We start from the raw sequence: 14,957 nt of genomic DNA, 5'->3' as shown, positions 1-14,957 counted from the left end.
CACTGCCGACCCCCACTTGGGGACGCGGTGTCCCCATCATCTATGTTGGCGACACACTGTCCCTAACATCGATCCATCGAAGGGAACCGCCGTGTTCCTCGCTCTGCTGGAGCTGCGCGCCGCCCGAGGGCGCTTCCTGCTCATGGGGTCCGTCGTGGTGCTCGTCGCCGCGCTCGTCGGCATCGTCTCCGGCTTCACCACAGGCCTGGGGGACGACACCGTCTCCGCGCTGCGCCGCCTCCCGGCCGCGCAGCTGGTCTTCTCCTCGGACGCCCGGTCCGACCAGTTCGCCCGCAGCCTCCTCGACGAGAAGACCGCCGCCGCCTGGCGCGCGGACGCGGACACCGACGCGACCCCACTGGGCGTCTCCATCACCCGTGGCACGACGAACCGCGGCGCCGAGGTCGACCTCGCCGCCTTCGGCGTCGAGCCCGGCTCCTTCCTCGCCCCCTCGGTCACCGAGGGCAAGAAACTCGCCGACGCGGCGGCGGGCAGCATCGTGATGTCCGCCAAGCTCGCCGACGAGGGCGTACGCGTGGGCGACACCCTCGTCATCGACCGGCTCGGCATCGAACTGCACGTCATCGGGGTGACCGAGCGCTCCAGCTACGGCCATGTGCCCGTCGCCTACGTCCCGCTGAAGACCTGGCAGCGCATCCGCTTCAGCACCCCCGGCGCCCCGGCCTCCGCCGCCGCCGCGATTCCCGGCCAGTTCAGCGCCCTGGCCCTGCGCACCCCGCCGGCCGGGACCTCCACCGCCACCCTCGACGAACGGCACTCCACCACCACCCTCACCAAGGAGGAGGCGTACGAGGCGGCCCCCGGCTACACCGGCGAGCGCGTCACCATGAGCTCGATCCAGGTCTTTCTCTACCTGATCGCCCCGCTCGTGGTCGGCGCCTTCTTCGCCGTGTGGACCGTGCAGCGGCAGCCCGAACTCGCCCTGCTGCGCGCACTGGGCGCCTCCCGCCGGCGGCTGCTCGCCCACACCGTGCTCCAGGCGGCCCTCGTCGTCGTCCTCGGCACCGCGGGCGGCGCCGTGCTCGCCGGAGCGGTCGGGCTGCTGGTCGGCGAGAAGGTGCCGTTCAGCCTGCCCGCCACCACCCTCGCCGCCACCATGTGCACCGTCGCGGCCGTCGGCCTCGCGGGCACCGCCCTGACCCTGCGCCGGGTGACGAAAGCCGACCCGCTGACCATGCTGGGAGCCAACCGATGAGCCTCGAACTGACCCGCGTCACCGTGGAGTTCGGCCGGGCCGACGCCCGCACCACCGTCTTCGACGGCCTCGACGTCACCTTCGAACCCGGCCGCATGACGGCCCTCGTCGGCCCGTCGGGCTCCGGGAAGTCCACCCTGCTCGCCGTCGCGGGCGCGCTGCTGCGGCCCACCGACGGGCAGGTCCTGCTGGACGGCGAGGATCTCGCCGGGCTCTCCGACGCCCGGCGCGCCGAGGCCCGCCGCGAACGGATCGGCTACATGTTCCAGAGCGGCAATCTGCTCTCCGGACTGACCGCCGTCGACCAGCTGCTCGCCGCCGTGTACATCAGCGCCGGGCGCCCCGGCGCGCACCGCGCCCGCGCCGGGGAGGCCCTGACCCGGGTGGGCCTCGGCCACCGTCTGCGCCACCGCCCCGAACAGCTCTCCGGCGGCGAACGCCAGCGCGTGGCCCTGGCCCGTGCGCTCTTCCTCTCCCCGAAACTGCTGCTGATCGACGAACCGACGGCGGCCGTCGACCGCTCGCAGGCCGGCGAACTGGCCGCGCTCCTCGCCGAACGCACCCGCCAGGACGACTGCGTCACGGTCGTCGCCACACACGACCCGGCCGTGGCGGAGGCCGCCGACCGGGTCGTGGACATGGCCGCGCTGACCGCCGGGGCGGCCCCGTCCGCACGGCCCGGCCACTGACCCCGCCCGCTCACCGCTGCCGTCGGACGCTGCCGAACAGATAGTTGTCGTCGCCGTCCAGCGCGGCGCGGCTCAGCGCCTCCACCTCGGCGGGCCCCATCGCGGGCCAGTCCGGCGTGTTCCCGACCAACGCGCGCCCCAGCCTGCGGCCGAGGCCGACCAGGCGGGCCCCCTCGGCGGAACGCTCGTCCGCGTACCGGCGCAGGGCCTCGGCCGCCGAGGAGGAGGCGCGCAGCGTCCGTTCCAGGCACAGCGCGTCCTGGAGCGCCTTGACCGCCCCGCTCGCGGTGTGCGGCCGGGTCACGCTCGCCGCGTCGCCCGCCAGGAGGAAGGGGGGTTCCGCCGCCCGGGGCACCATGAAGTCGGCGACCGGGTGGAGCGCGTGGGAGGTGTGCTCGCCCCGGGCGACGATGTCGGCCCACTCCGCGGGGAAGTGCTCCTCGGCGATGTGCCGCACGTACGCGGTGGAGGCAGGGGGGCCGGCGGCCGGGGGAGAGGAGTAGATGGCGTACGCCAGCAGACGCGAACCCCCGGCCGTCCCCGGGATCAGGTAGAAGACACCGTGTCCGCCGGGGAAGCCCAGGGTGACCCAGGAGCTCTCCAGCATCGTCAGTTGCCCCGGATGGTCACGGAGGGCGGCGGCCGGGATCGTGCCCCGCCAGACCAGGTACCCGGCGGGAACCGGCCGCACCCCGGGCGCGAGCGCGTCGCGGGTCACGGAGCGGTGCCCGTCCGCCCCTACGACGATGTCGTACTCCCGCTCGCCCTCCGCGGTACGGATCAGGGCGCCGCCGGAGGCCGTACGTCCGACGGAGCCGACGGGCCGTCCGCGGTGGTAGGCGCCGTCCCCGGCGCCGGCGCGCAACGCCCGCCACAGCAGACCCCAGTTGCACGCCGTCACCGGGGCCTGCTGCCGGGCCAGCTCGCGCGCCGACCGCCGCCCCGGCACCCGGGCGAGCCAGACCCGGGTGGCGACCTGTGCCGTCGGCATGTCCGCGCCCAGATACCCGCGGGCGACCAGCTCCTGATGGAGCGGCGGAGGGATGACGATGCCGAAACCCCGGTCCTGCAGCGCGCCTTCGCTGCGCTCGTGGACGGTCACGTCCGCCCCGGCCCGCGCCCCCGCGATCGCCATGGCGCAGCCGGCGATGCTGCCGCCGACCACCCCGATGCGTAAACCCGTCACTGCCACCGTGCCACCGCCTGTTCCGACGCTCCGGGAGGTGTTGGAGGCCCTCATCGTCGCACCCGTGCGGGGCCGGTGCGGGACAGGACGCGGCGCCTCCCGGAGGGCCGGGCCGCCTACGGGGTCACGGTCACCGTCGCGCTGCCGGACGCCTGCTTGCCGCTCGCCCGGTACGTGGCGGTGAGCGCGACACTGCCCGAGGCGCCCGAGGCGACCGTCACCGGGACCTTCACATCGGCGCCCTGGCCCGGGGCCAGCGCCGGGACGACGACCTGGCTCGTCGTCCAGCCGCCGGGCACGGTGAGATCCATGGTGCCCCGGTCACGGCGTACGTCCATCCGGTTGACCACCCGCACCGTCACGTCGGTGGCGGTGCCTGCCTTGAGCGTCGCGGGCGGGGTGACCGTGATGTCGGCGCAGGTGCCGCCGAGCCACTTCAGGTCGAAGGACGCGTAGGTGATGTGCGTGTAGTCGGCCCGCTCGTAGAGGAGCCCGAGGCGGCCGTCCGCGAGCCGGGTCAGCGTGGAGTAGGCCGCGGCGCCCGGGTCGACGACCTTCCGGATCGGCCAGGTCCTCCCGTTGTCGCAGGACATCTTCACCGTGAGGTTGCGCCGTGCCGAGGCGTCCTCCGTGTTGCTGAACAGCAGCCACGAGGACTGCGGGTCCGACGGTGCGGCATCGGGGGCGTACCGCATCACCGAGGCGTTGTTCGCCGGGTCGGTGAGCCGGGTGTCCTGGGCGAACGGGGTGTAGTTGACCCCGCCGTCGGTGGAGTACGCGACCGTCCGGTACGGCTTCGAGCGGTTGTTGAGCATCACCCTGCCGTCGGACAGCTCGACGGTCTTGTTCTCGTCGCCGCCGGGGCCGACCGGATTGCCCATCCGCCACGTCTCGCCGTGGTCGTCGCTGTAGGCGCTCGCCGCGTAGTTGGCGCCGTCGACGCGGACGGCGTACTGCTGGATCAGCCGGCCCTTGTACGGGCCCCGGCGCAGCTGGATGCCCTCGCCGGAGGCCGCGAACATGCCCGCCCAAGCCGGGTCCTTGATCTGCCGGGTGATACGGCGGTGGGTCCAGGTCACCCCGTCGTCGTCGGAGTAGCTGTAATCGGCCTGGAGGACGTTCGGGTCGTTCTCGTCGTTGCCGGTGCCCGAGCCGAAGAAGCCCTGGTTCACCGAGGCGGCGTAGAACAGGAAGATCCGGCCGGTGGTGCGGTCCACGAGCAGGCTCGGGTCGCCGTAGCCCTTGGGCGCTCCATCCGCGCGGACCACCTGCTGCGGCTGCCATGTCACACCGTTGTCGGTGCTGCGGCGCAGCACGATGGAGATGTTGCCCGGCAGGTCGCCGAGGGTGGGGCGGGCGTCGTAGGCCGCGAGCACCGTGCCCTTGACGGAGGTGGTGAGCGCCGGGATGCGGTAGTGGGGCGAGCCCGCCCCGTCGACGGTCAGGTCCTGCGAGGTCAGCTCGCCGGGGGCGGGGGAGGCGCCGTGGGCGGTGCCGGTCGCGGTGACCACCAGCAGGGCGGCGCTGAGCAGGGCGACGGAGACTTTTCGCTGCATGGACGATCTCTCTTCTCGGAAGGGGGTGGTGCTTCTCGGAAGGGTGAGCCGGGGGCGGGGCGCGGGCCTGCGGGGCTCGCGCGCGCCGCTACGGGACGCGCAGCGAACAGACCCTGCTGCCGCTGTCGAAGACCCGCAAGTCCTTGATCATCTTCAGTGCGAGGCGGTGGTGGCCCCGCTCGTCGGGGTGGAGCCCGTCATTGAGCAGCGACAGCGGGACCTGGCCGCCGTTGCTGTCCAGCCAGTCGTTGTAGTGGTCGATGAACACGGCGTTCTGCGCCGCCGCGACCTCGCCCATCACCTGCGCGTACCGCGAAAGCCCCACCCGGCCGGGCCACTTGGCCGGATCGACCGGGTTGGGCGACTGGAGCACCGGAACCGGCGAGCCGGGCAGCGCCCGTACCGAGCGGACGAGCGAGACGAGATTGGCCCGGTATGCCTCGGGGCCGAGACCCGATGTCGCGATGTCGTTCGTACCGATCATGATCGAGACCACCCGCGGCGAGAAGGCGGTGACCCGCTCCCCGAACATGGCGACGAGTTCGGCGCTGGTGGCGCCGCTCACGCCGGAATCGATCACGAAGTCGCGGTTCTTCGGCTTGCCCAGCTCCCAGCGGACACGTTCCGTCCAGTGCTCCGGGTAGCTGCGCCAGCCGTTGGTGTGCAGGGCGCCGTGGGTGATGCTGTCGCCGGTGACGACCCAGGTGGCGGGCGTGTCACTGTTCAGGACCGTGGAGATCGTGCCGAGGTCGGCGAGGTCGGGGCGGGGGCTCTGCGCGACCAGTTCGGCCTCGCCGAGCACCCGGTCCCAGACCGCGGCCCGCTCGACGGTGCCGGTGCAGAACCATTCCCCGCCGGGGTGGTCGCTGTCGAGATTGCGGCCGAGAGCGAGCGCGCTCAGCCCGGAGACATCGGCGAAGAAGGCGTGTCGCGCCGTCTCGAACACCGTGCGTCCGCCGGCGTGGAGCCGGGTGCCGGAGGAGTCGACGGTGACGGCGACGGTATGAAGCAGACCGTCGTCATAGCGTGTCCTGGTCATGACATTGACCAGCACCGCACCCTTCTCGCGCGCCGAGAACTGCAGGGCGCCGCCGCTCAGGTTCAGCGTGATGTTGGACGAGGGCTCGGTCGGGTCGGAGGCGCTGAGCAGGGTCATCGCCTCGTTGTGGCTGGTGGTGCGGAAGGTGACGACGATGGTCCCCGCGGTGAGCGGGGCGAGTGCGCCGGCCCGGTCCGACAGGTCGACGTACTCGCCGCCGTCCAGGTCCACGGGGGTGTCGTGGTCCAGGAGCGGACCGCCGCCCGGGGTCGCGGCGAAGGCGCGGCCGCCGAACGGGGCGCTCAGGGCCGCCGCGCCGGCGGCGAGAAGCATGGATCGTCTGCGCACGGAAGGTGCCTCCGGTCAGGAGTGGCCGGCCCGCCCCGACGGCGGGCCTGCGAACAGGGAACGCACCCAGGCCAGTTGCTCCCGCTGCTGATACGCCGTGCCGCCCTCGTGCCCGTTGAACTCGTAGACGCGTACGTCCTTGGGCCCCGCGTAGTGGTTGTACGCGGTGAAGCAGGTGGAGGGCGGACAGATCTCGTCCATCATCGCGATCGAGAACAGCGCGGGAGCGGTGGCGCGGGTGGCGAGCAGCGCCGCATCGAAGTGCGACAGGGTGGTGAACGCCGTTTCGGTGCGGTCGCGGTGGAGCTTCAGGTACTCGGCGATCTCGGTGTACGGAGGCCGGCCCGAAATATCCGCGCCGCGCCGGAAGTTGCAGAGGAACGGCACATCCGGCATCACCCCGGCCAGCCCCGGTACCAGCCCCGACACCGCCAGCGCGATCCCGCCGCCCTGACTGATCCCGGTCACGACGATCCGGTCCGGATCGACCGCGGGGTGTTCGCGCACCGCCTCGACACAGCGCACCGCGTCGGTGAACACCCTTCGGTAGTAGTACGTTTCGGGGCTCTCGATGCCGCGGGTGAGGAAGCCGGGCACGGTGCCGGCCGCACCGGCGTCCGTATCGGCGGTGGAGCCACCCGCGGCCGACCAGCCCTGACCGCGGGTGTCCATGATCAGGTGGGCGTGACCGGCGGACGCCCAGAGCGTGTTCTCGTGCGCGAGGCCGCGCCCCCGTCCGTAGCCGAGGAACTCGACCACGCAGCCGAGGGGTTCGACGGCCCCGGCCGGCAGGTGCAGCCAGCCGTGGACCGGACGTCCGGCGAAGCCGGGCAAGGTCACGTCGTACGTACGGATCTGGGTGAGGCCGGTGTCCACGGGTGCGAACACCGGCTCCGCCACCGGACCGCCGGTGGCGGGCGCCTCGCTCAGGGTGCTCGACCAGAAGGCGTCGAAGCCGTCCGGAACCGGCAGCTCGGGCCGGTAGTCGCGGCAGTCCGCGAGCGAGAGGTCCGTCAACGGCATGGAGGTGCCCTCCTGGGGTGCGCCGGGGGTGTGAATGCCGGGCATCGAGACAGAAGACGTCAGATGTCCTGGCGGCACACGGACCCTAGGCAGCCCTCGCGCCGGCCGTCAAGGGCCCGGCCGGCGGATCACGGCATGGTCCGGACGAGAGGTCCTAGTCCAGAGCGCTGTCGCGGGCGCGGGCCTCGGAGATCCGGCGCCGGACCGGGGCGTAGTGCTCACCCAGCGCCTTCATGAAGCCGGTGATGTCCCCGTCCCGTGCGGCGTCCACGATGTTCTGGTGGGCCGCGATCGTCGCCATCTCGTCGGCGTGCGTGAATCCGTCGAGATGCGGCGCGACGATCGAGTACACGTCCCAGAAGGCCATCGAGAGCTGGCCGATCAGTTCATTGCCGAGCGGTGCCACCAGGAGGGCGTGGAACGCCCGGTCCGCCTCCACGAAGCCGTGCCCGTCCTGGGCGCCGGTCCTGCGCATCGTGGTGACCAGGCCGTCCAGCCTGTCGAGCTGCTCCGAGCTGAGCAGCGAGACGATCCGGTCGGCCATCCCGCGCTCGAAGAGCTCGCGCACGTCGACGAGGTCGGCCATCACCTGGAAGTCGTCGTCGGGGGAGAGCAGTCCGCGGAAGGTCAGGCTCTCCACCAGGGCCGACAGGCTCAGCCTGCCCACGTATGTGCCGTGCCCGTGCCGCACCTCCACGATGTCCAGCGCGGCAAGGATCTTGACCGCCTCGCGGACGCTGGAGCGGCTGGCGCCGAGCGCCTCGCACAGGGCCGGCTCGGTGGGCAACGGGTCCCCGGGGCGAAGGCGCTTTTCGAGGATGTAGCGCTTGATGCCCTCGACCACTTCCTGCCGGAGCAGCTGCCGGCCGGGCTTCGCACCGGACATATGTGAACTCCCCACCTCTTGACCCCTCTCGATTGTCCAGCTACGTTCCCACGCTATCAAGGCATCAGACATCTGACGTCTGATGCTTAGGGCTTCCGATCCCTCGCGATCCTGTGTCCCGCCCCCTGCTTCCCCATCAGATCTCCCTTTTCACGTTCCACCTTCGACGTCCCTGGAGGACCCGTGCCCGAGCTGAGACCAGCCGGTGTCGAGCGCCGCACCTTCCTGCGATACACCGGTGCCATCGGTGCGGCAGCCGCCATCACGGCGAGCCTTTCCGCCTGCGGCGGGCCGTCATCGACCGCTGACGGCACGGCGGACAAGGGCAGCGGCAGCGGCCTGATCGAGGCCGGTCTCTCGTACCCCCTGTCGACCGGCTTCGACCCGATGATCACCTCGGGTGCGACTCCGTACGCCGCCAATATGCACATCTTCGAGGGCCTCGTGGATCTCGATCCGGCAACACTCGTGGCCCGTCCCGCGCTCGCCACCGAGATGCCGAAGAAGATCAACGCCACCACCTACCGGGCCACGCTCCGCAAGGGCGCGACCTTCCACGACGGGTCACCGGTCACCGCCGACGACGTGGTGTTCAGCTTCGAACGCATCCTGGACCCGAAGAACGCCTCGCTCATGGCGCAGTTCGTGCCCTTCATCGACACGGTGAAGGCCGTCGACGCCGGCACGGTCGAGTTCAAGCTGAAGTACCCCTTCGCGCTCTTCCCGTCCCGCATCGCCGTGGCCCGGATCGTCCCGAAGAAGATCGTCGAACCGGACCCCAAGGCGTTCGACGCCAAGCCGGTCGGCTCGGGGCCGTACAAGTTCGTCGAGGCGACCCGCGAGGACAAGATCGTCTTCGAGGCGTACGACAAGTACAACGGCGCGCACCCGGCCAAGGCCAAGAAGATGATCTGGCGGCTGATGTCCGACCAGTCGGCACGCGTCAGCGCCATGGAGTCAGGCCGGGTCCAGGCCATCGAGGACGTCCCCTACATCGACGTCAAGAGGCTCGCGGGCTCCTCGAAGACCGAGTCCGTGCAGTCCTTCGGCCTGCTCTTCCTGATGTTCAACACCGCGGACAAGCGGTTCGCGGACAAGCGCGTGCGCCAGGCACTGCACTACGCCCTGGACACCGAGAAGATCATCTCGACGGCGATGGTGGGCAACGCCGCAGCCGCCACCGGATACGTCCCCGCCACCCACCCCGACTACCACAAGGCCGCCACGGTCTACACGCACGACGTGGCGAAGGCCAAGCAGCTGCTCGCCGACGCGGGAGTCAAGAACCTCTCCTTCACCGTCCTCACCACCGACACGGGCTGGGTCAAGGACATCGCCCCGTTGCTGAAGGAGAGCTGGGAGGCGGCCGGCGTCAAGGTCACCCTCGACATCGCCCAGTCCCCGGCCCAGTACGCCAAGATCGACAAGGGCGCCTTCGAGGTGCTGGTCGCCCCCGGCGACCCGTCCGTCTTCGGCAACGACGCCGACCTGCTGCTGCGCTGGTTCTACTACGGCTTCTGGCCCGAGAGCCGTTACGGCTGGGGCAAGTCCGAGGCGTACAAGAAGGTCAGGCAGACCCTCGACAAGGCAGCCCAGGCCGCCGACGAGGCGAAGCGCAAGGAGCTGTGGGGCGAGGTCACCGACCTGGTCGCCGACGAGGCCGCGCTCTACCCGATCCTCCACCGCAAGCTGCCCACGGCCTGGAACGAGAAGGCGCTGCCCGGCTTCAAGCCGCTGCCCACCACGGGCCTCTCGTTCCTGGACGTCAGCCGCGCCTGACCGGCTCACGGCGCCCGATCGCCGGTCCGGGACGCCTGCCCTCCCCAGGTGTCCCGGACCACCAGACCGCCCAACCGCAAGGAACCCGACGATGGTTGCTTTTCTCCGGCTCGCGCTGCGCCGCGTCGCGATGATGCCGGTGATGATCCTCGGCATCGCGCTGCTCGTCTTCGTGGTGCTCCAGTTCTCGCCGGCCGACCCGGCCTTCAACGCGCTCGGGGAGAGCGCCACCCCCGAGGCCCGGGCGGCGTTCGCCGAGGCCAACGGCCTCAACGACCCGCTCCCGGTCAGGTACTTCCACTTCCTCGGACAGCTGCTCCACTTCGACCTCGGCATGACCGTGCCGCCGAGCCAGCCCGTGGTCGACCGGATCACCGCCGCCTTCCCGCTCACGCTCCAGCTGACCCTGCTCGGACTGCTCCTGGCGGTCGTGCTGGCCGTGCTGTTCGGAGTGACCGGTGCGATGTACCGGGACCGCTGGCCCGACCAGCTGTTCCGGGTGGTGTCCATGGCGGGCGTCGCCATCCCGTCCTTCTGGCTCGGCGTGCTGCTCATCCAGCAGTTCGCGCTGAACACCCGGATCTTCCCGACCGGCGGCTACACCAACCCGGCCGACTCCTTCAGCGGCTGGCTCACCACCATGGCCCTGCCCGCGGTCTCGCTCGCGCTCCCGGTCTCCGCGTCCCTCGCCCGGCTCGTACGGACCTCGATGGTCGCCGAACTCGACCGCGACTACGTACGCACCGCCCGCGGCAACGGCCTCCCGCCGCTGCTGGTGATCCGCTCGGTGCTGCGCAACGCGCTCGTCACCCCGCTGACCGTGCTCGGCATCAAGGTCGGCTACATGCTCAGCGGCGCCGTCGTCATCGAAGCGATCTTCGACCTGCCCGGCATGGGCAAGCTCATCCTCGAAGGTGTCACCGGCGGCGATGTCGCCCTGGTCCAGGGCACCGTACTGACCATCGCCATCGCGTTCCTGGTGGTCAACGTCATCGTCGACCTGCTCTATCTGCTGGTCAACCCGCGCATCAGGACGGTGTGACATGTTCGCCACCGGCCGTCTGGCCAACAAACTGTCCCGACCCGGCATCGCGTTCCGCGCCCTCCCGGTCACCTCCCGCATCGCCCTCGGCGTACTGATCGTCGTCGTCCTCGGTGCCGTACTCGCCCCGCTGTTCACCCAGAACCCGCTGACCACCGGCACCCCGGTGCAGGCACCCAGCGGCGCCCACTGGTTCGGCACCGACCGGGCCGGCCGCGACATCTTCGCCCGGGTCGTGCACGGCTCGCGCTACTCGCTGGTGATCGGCCTCGGCGCGACCGCGCTCGCACTGGTCGCCGGAGCCCTGCTCGGCTCGATCGCCGCCACCTCGCGCAGGCTCGGCGACGAGTCCGTGATGCGGACCCTCGACATCGTGATGTCGTTCCCGCCGATCGCGCTGGCCGCCGTCCTCGTCGCGGTCTTCGGCACCAGCGTCCCGGTGATCATCTTCACCATCGCCTTCGTCTACACCCCGTCGCTGGCCCGCGTGGTCCGCGCGAATGTGCTGTCCCAGTACGGCGAGGACTACGTCGCCGCCGAGAAGGTCATCGGCGCCCGGCGCGGCTACATCGTGCTCCGCCACGTCGCCGTCAACTGCATGGCCCCGGTCATGGTGTTCGCCACCGTGATGGTCGCCGAGGCGATCATCTTCGAGGCCAGCCTCTCCTTCATCGGCGCCGGAGTGCAGGACCCCGATCCCAGCTGGGGCAGCGTCCTCGCCTACGGCCGGCAGATCCTCCTGGCAGGCGGCTGGTGGGCCACCTTCTTCCCCGGCCTCGCCCTGCTGATCACCGTCCTCGCCCTCAACATCCTCTCCGAGGGGCTCACCGACGCCTCCGCGGCGCCCAAGAGCGCCGGGCCCGCCGCCGACCCCACCGGAACCACCGAGCCCGACCCGGTCGAGGCCGCCTCCGCCGTGGACGTCGACGCCGCCCTCGTCAGGCTCGCCGAGCGCATCGAGGCCACCGAACCGACCATCACCCCGGTACGGGACGACGCCGCCGAACTGCTCGTCGTACGGGACCTGTCGATCCGCTTCCCCGACCGCTACGGGCAGATCCCCGTCGTCGACTCGATGAACTTCACCGTCCACGAGGGCGAGACCCTCGGTCTGGTCGGCGAGTCCGGCTGCGGCAAGTCCATCACCAGCCTCGCCGTCATGGGCCTGCTCGCCCGCAACGCCGAGGTCAGCGGCGAGATCCTGTACCGCGGCCGGAACCTGCTGGACCTGTCACCCAGGGAACGCCGGGCACTGATGGGCCCGGAGATCGCGATGGTCTACCAGGACGCGCTCTCCTCCCTCAACCCCTCCGTCCTCGTCGGCACCCAGCTCAGGCAGCTGACCTCGCGCGGCGGTACGAAGACCCCGGCCGAACTCCTGGAACTCGTCGGTCTCGCACCCGAACGCACCCTGCGCAGCTATCCCCACGAGCTCTCCGGCGGCCAGCGCCAGCGGGTCCTGATCGCCATGGCGCTCTCCCGCGACCCCCGCCTGCTCATCGCCGACGAGCCGACCACCGCCCTCGACGTCACCGTCCAGGCCCAGGTCGTCGAACTCCTCGTGAAGCTGCGCGACGAACTCGGCTTCGCCATGGTGCTCGTCTCGCACGACCTCGCTCTCGTCGGCGACCTCTCGCACCGGGTCGCCGTGATGTACGCGGGCCGTCTCGCCGAGATCGGCTCCACCCGTTCCGTACTCACCGGCCCCACCCACCACTACAGCCGCGGCCTGCTCGGCTCGGTCGTCTCCCTGGAGGCCGGTGCCGACCGGCTGCACCAGATCCGCGGCATCGTCCCCGCACCGCAGGGCTTCGGCGCCGGCTGCCGCTTCGCCTCGCGCTGCGACGCGGCCACCGACCTGTGCCGCACCACCGCACCCGAACTCACCGCCCGCGACACCGCGAACGACCACGGCTTCGCCTGCCACCACCCGGCGAAGGCCGCACAACTGGAAGGGAGCGCCCGGTGATCAGGCTCGACGGCGTCCACGTACGCCACAAGGCACGCAGCGGCGGAGTCTTCCGCCGGGACGCCGTGCACGCCCTGACCGACGCCACCCTGGAGGTCGAGCGCGGCGAGATCGTCGGCCTGGTCGGCGAGTCCGGCTGCGGCAAGTCCACCCTGGCCCGGGTACTGACCGGACTGCAGAAGCCCACCGAGGGCCAGGTCAGCTTCCACGGCCGCGACCTGTGGACGATGTCCGCGGCACAGCGCCGCGACGACTTCGGCTCCGCCGTCGGCGTCGTCTTCCAGGACCCGTCCACCGCCCTCAACCCCCGTCTCACGGTCCGTCAGATCCTCCGTGACCCGCTCGACGTGCACAGACGGGGCACCCGCGAGGAGCGCGAGGCACGCGTCGAGGAACTCCTCGACCTGGTCGGCCTGCCCGGCCACACTCTCGCCGCGCTCCCCGGACAGCTCTCCGGCGGCCAGCGCCAGCGCGTCGCCATCGCCCGAGCCCTGGCCCTGGAACCGGAACTGATCGTCGCCGACGAACCGACCTCCGCCCTGGACGTCTCGGTCCGTGCCCAGGTCCTCAACCTCCTGGTCGACCTGCGTGAACGCCTGGGCCTCGGCATGGTGTTCATCTCGCACGACATCCAGACGGTGCGCTACCTCGCCGACCGCCTCGCCGTCCTCTACCTCGGCCGGATCGTGGAGGAAGGGCGCGCGGCCGATGTGGCGGGCGCCCCCGTGCACCCGTACACCGAGGCCCTGCTCTCCGCGACCCCGAGCCTGCTGGAGAGCACCGAACGCATCGTGCTCACCGGACCGGTGCCCTCGGCCACCAACCCGCCGTCCGGCTGCCCGTTCCGTACCCGCTGCTGGAAGGCCGACGACGCCTGCGCCACGGTCTTTCCCGTCGAGGCCTCGGGCCCGGACGGACACCGCTGGCACTGCGTCCACCCCCAGAGCCCCGCTTCCCCCGTACCGTCCGCAAGGAGCACCGCATGACCGCCCGCAACCCCCGCTACACCGGCGTGATCCCACCCGTCGTCACCCCGCTCACCGCCGACGGCGAGATCGACCGCCCCTCCCTGGAGCGGGTCGTCGGGCATCTGCTCGACGGCGGCGTCACCGGCCTGTTCGCCCTCGGCAGCTCGGGCGAGACCGCCTATCTGACACCCGGCCGGCAGGACGAGGTCATCAAGGTCATCACAGCCGCCTGCGCCGGACAGGTCCCGGTGCTCGTCGGAGCGATCGAGACCACCACCGGCCGCGCCATCGAGCGGGCCCGCGCCGCCGAAGCGCTCGGCGCCGACGCCGTCGTGGTCACCGCCCCCTTCTACACACGCACCCACGACACCGAGATCGACCGCCACTTCCGCGACATCGCAGCCGCCCTCGACCTGCCGGTCCTGGCGTACGACGTACCGGTCTGTGTGCACAGCAAGCTCGACCCGGAACTGCTGCTGCCGCTCGCCGCGGACGGTGTGCTCGCCGGGGTGAAGGACTCCAGCGGCGACGACGGCTCGTTCCGCCGCCTGGTCATCGGCGCCCGCGAGCTTCCCGATTTCTCCGTGCTCACCGGACACGAGCTGGTCGTCGACGCGATGATGCTCGGCGGCGCGGACGGCTCCGTCCCCGGGCTCGGCAATGTGGACCCGCACGGGTACGTACGTCTCCACGAGGCCGCGGTACGGGGCGACTGGGCCGCCGCCCGGGCCGAACAGGACCGTCTGGTGGCGCTCTTCGAGATCGTCCGGGCGGCCCGTCCGGGCACGGCGTCCGCCACCGCGGCGGGCCTCGGCGCCTTCAAGACGGCGCTCATGCTGCGCGGGATCATCGGGACGAACGCGATGAGCGCGCCGATGCGCGCCCTGGACGCGGCCGAGACCGCGGAGATCGCGGCCTGCCTGGACCGCGCGGGGCTCGCCCGGATCTGAGCCGGCCCGAACGGAAGAACAGCGGTCCGTCGTCACAGCCCCGGCTGTGACGACGGACCGCTGTTCGGGATCCGCTACCTGTCGACCGCGTCGGTCAGTCCTTCGCGGTGCGAGTGCGGCGGACCAGCAGAGTGCCACCGAGCACCATGGCCGCGGCGGCCCCGCCGGCCATCCCCAGGTTGGCATCGGCACCGGTGTGCGCCAGCTGCGGCGGCTTGTGGTGCGCCGGCTTGTGGTGCACCGGCTTGTGGTGCCACGAGGTGTGGTGCCACGAGGTGTGGTGGTGGTTGGGCGGGCAGTCCGGCT

General features: G+C 71.4%; 13 protein-coding genes. 7 read left to right on the top strand and 6 right to left on the bottom strand.

What is annotated here, in order from left to right; genetic code table 11:
• The first annotated feature begins 91 nt into the window (after positions 1-91).
• Complete coding sequence (locus tag AB0D53_RS36290; RefSeq protein ID WP_362453628.1) at positions 92-1,216, top strand: ABC transporter permease; 1,125 nt, start codon at positions 92-94, stop codon at positions 1,214-1,216.
• Positions 1,213-1,905: an ABC transporter ATP-binding protein gene (locus AB0D53_RS36285; RefSeq protein WP_362453627.1), complete on the top strand. Its 693-nt coding sequence runs from the start codon at positions 1,213-1,215 to the stop codon at positions 1,903-1,905. The genes AB0D53_RS36290 and AB0D53_RS36285 overlap by 4 nt, the downstream gene beginning before the upstream one ends.
• Positions 1,906-1,915: 10 nt before the next feature.
• Here the strand turns inward: AB0D53_RS36285 and AB0D53_RS36280 are convergent, their stop codons facing one another.
• From AB0D53_RS36280 to AB0D53_RS36260, 5 genes are all read right to left on the bottom strand, one after another.
• Entirely contained in the window at positions 1,916-3,097 is a 1,182-nt protein-coding gene (locus AB0D53_RS36280) for an FAD-dependent monooxygenase (RefSeq protein ID WP_362453626.1), read from the bottom strand.
• Positions 3,098-3,207: 110 nt separating this feature from the next.
• Complete coding sequence (locus AB0D53_RS36275) at positions 3,208-4,647, bottom strand: exo-alpha-sialidase (RefSeq protein ID WP_362453625.1); 1,440 nt, start codon at positions 4,645-4,647, stop codon at positions 3,208-3,210.
• A gap of 88 nt (positions 4,648-4,735) precedes the next feature.
• On the bottom strand, positions 4,736-6,034 hold the full coding sequence (locus tag AB0D53_RS36270) for a GDSL-type esterase/lipase family protein (protein ID WP_362453624.1): 1,299 nt from the start codon (positions 6,032-6,034) through the stop codon (positions 4,736-4,738).
• A gap of 15 nt (positions 6,035-6,049) precedes the next feature.
• Positions 6,050-7,057 carry an acetylxylan esterase gene (locus AB0D53_RS36265; RefSeq protein ID WP_362453641.1) on the bottom strand — a complete coding sequence of 336 codons (1,008 nt, stop codon included), beginning with the start codon at positions 7,055-7,057 and terminating at the stop codon, positions 6,050-6,052.
• A 154-nt stretch (positions 7,058-7,211) separates the two neighbouring features.
• Positions 7,212-7,943 carry an FCD domain-containing protein gene (locus tag AB0D53_RS36260; protein WP_362453623.1) on the bottom strand — a complete coding sequence of 244 codons (732 nt, stop codon included), beginning with the start codon at positions 7,941-7,943 and terminating at the stop codon, positions 7,212-7,214.
• 183 nt (positions 7,944-8,126) lie between these two features.
• On the opposite strand from AB0D53_RS36260, the gene AB0D53_RS36255 reads away from it, so the two are divergent.
• The 5 genes from AB0D53_RS36255 to AB0D53_RS36235 all read left to right on the top strand — a co-directional run bounded on the left by AB0D53_RS36255 (position 8,127) and on the right by AB0D53_RS36235 (position 14,651).
• On the top strand, positions 8,127-9,722 hold the full coding sequence (locus tag AB0D53_RS36255; RefSeq protein WP_362453621.1) for an ABC transporter substrate-binding protein: 1,596 nt from the start codon (positions 8,127-8,129) through the stop codon (positions 9,720-9,722).
• 91 nt (positions 9,723-9,813) lie between these two features.
• Complete coding sequence (locus AB0D53_RS36250; protein ID WP_362453619.1) at positions 9,814-10,764, top strand: ABC transporter permease; 951 nt, start codon at positions 9,814-9,816, stop codon at positions 10,762-10,764.
• Between the two features lies 1 nt (position 10,765).
• Positions 10,766-12,733, top strand: coding sequence for a dipeptide/oligopeptide/nickel ABC transporter permease/ATP-binding protein (locus AB0D53_RS36245; RefSeq protein ID WP_362453617.1), 1,968 nt, complete (start codon positions 10,766-10,768; stop codon positions 12,731-12,733).
• Positions 12,730-13,719: an ABC transporter ATP-binding protein gene (locus AB0D53_RS36240; RefSeq protein WP_362453616.1), complete on the top strand. Its 990-nt coding sequence runs from the start codon at positions 12,730-12,732 to the stop codon at positions 13,717-13,719. Before AB0D53_RS36245 ends, AB0D53_RS36240 begins: the two co-directional genes overlap by 4 nt.
• The gene (locus AB0D53_RS36235; RefSeq protein WP_362453614.1) at positions 13,716-14,651 is read left to right on the top strand and encodes a dihydrodipicolinate synthase family protein; all 936 of its coding nucleotides are present in this window, start codon (positions 13,716-13,718) and stop codon (positions 14,649-14,651) included. Before AB0D53_RS36240 ends, AB0D53_RS36235 begins: the two co-directional genes overlap by 4 nt.
• A 94-nt stretch (positions 14,652-14,745) precedes the next feature.
• Here the strand turns inward: AB0D53_RS36235 and AB0D53_RS36230 are convergent.
• On the bottom strand, positions 14,746-14,957 hold a 212-nt coding region (locus AB0D53_RS36230; RefSeq protein WP_362453613.1), incomplete at its 5' end, for an LPXTG cell wall anchor domain-containing protein.

The organism is Streptomyces sp. NPDC048295, from assembly GCF_040652135.1.
Classification (GTDB): Bacteria; Actinomycetota; Actinomycetes; order Streptomycetales; family Streptomycetaceae; genus Streptomyces.
The sequence above is the reverse complement of the archived record's forward strand: the minus strand, read 5'-3'. Positions and strand labels throughout refer to the sequence as shown.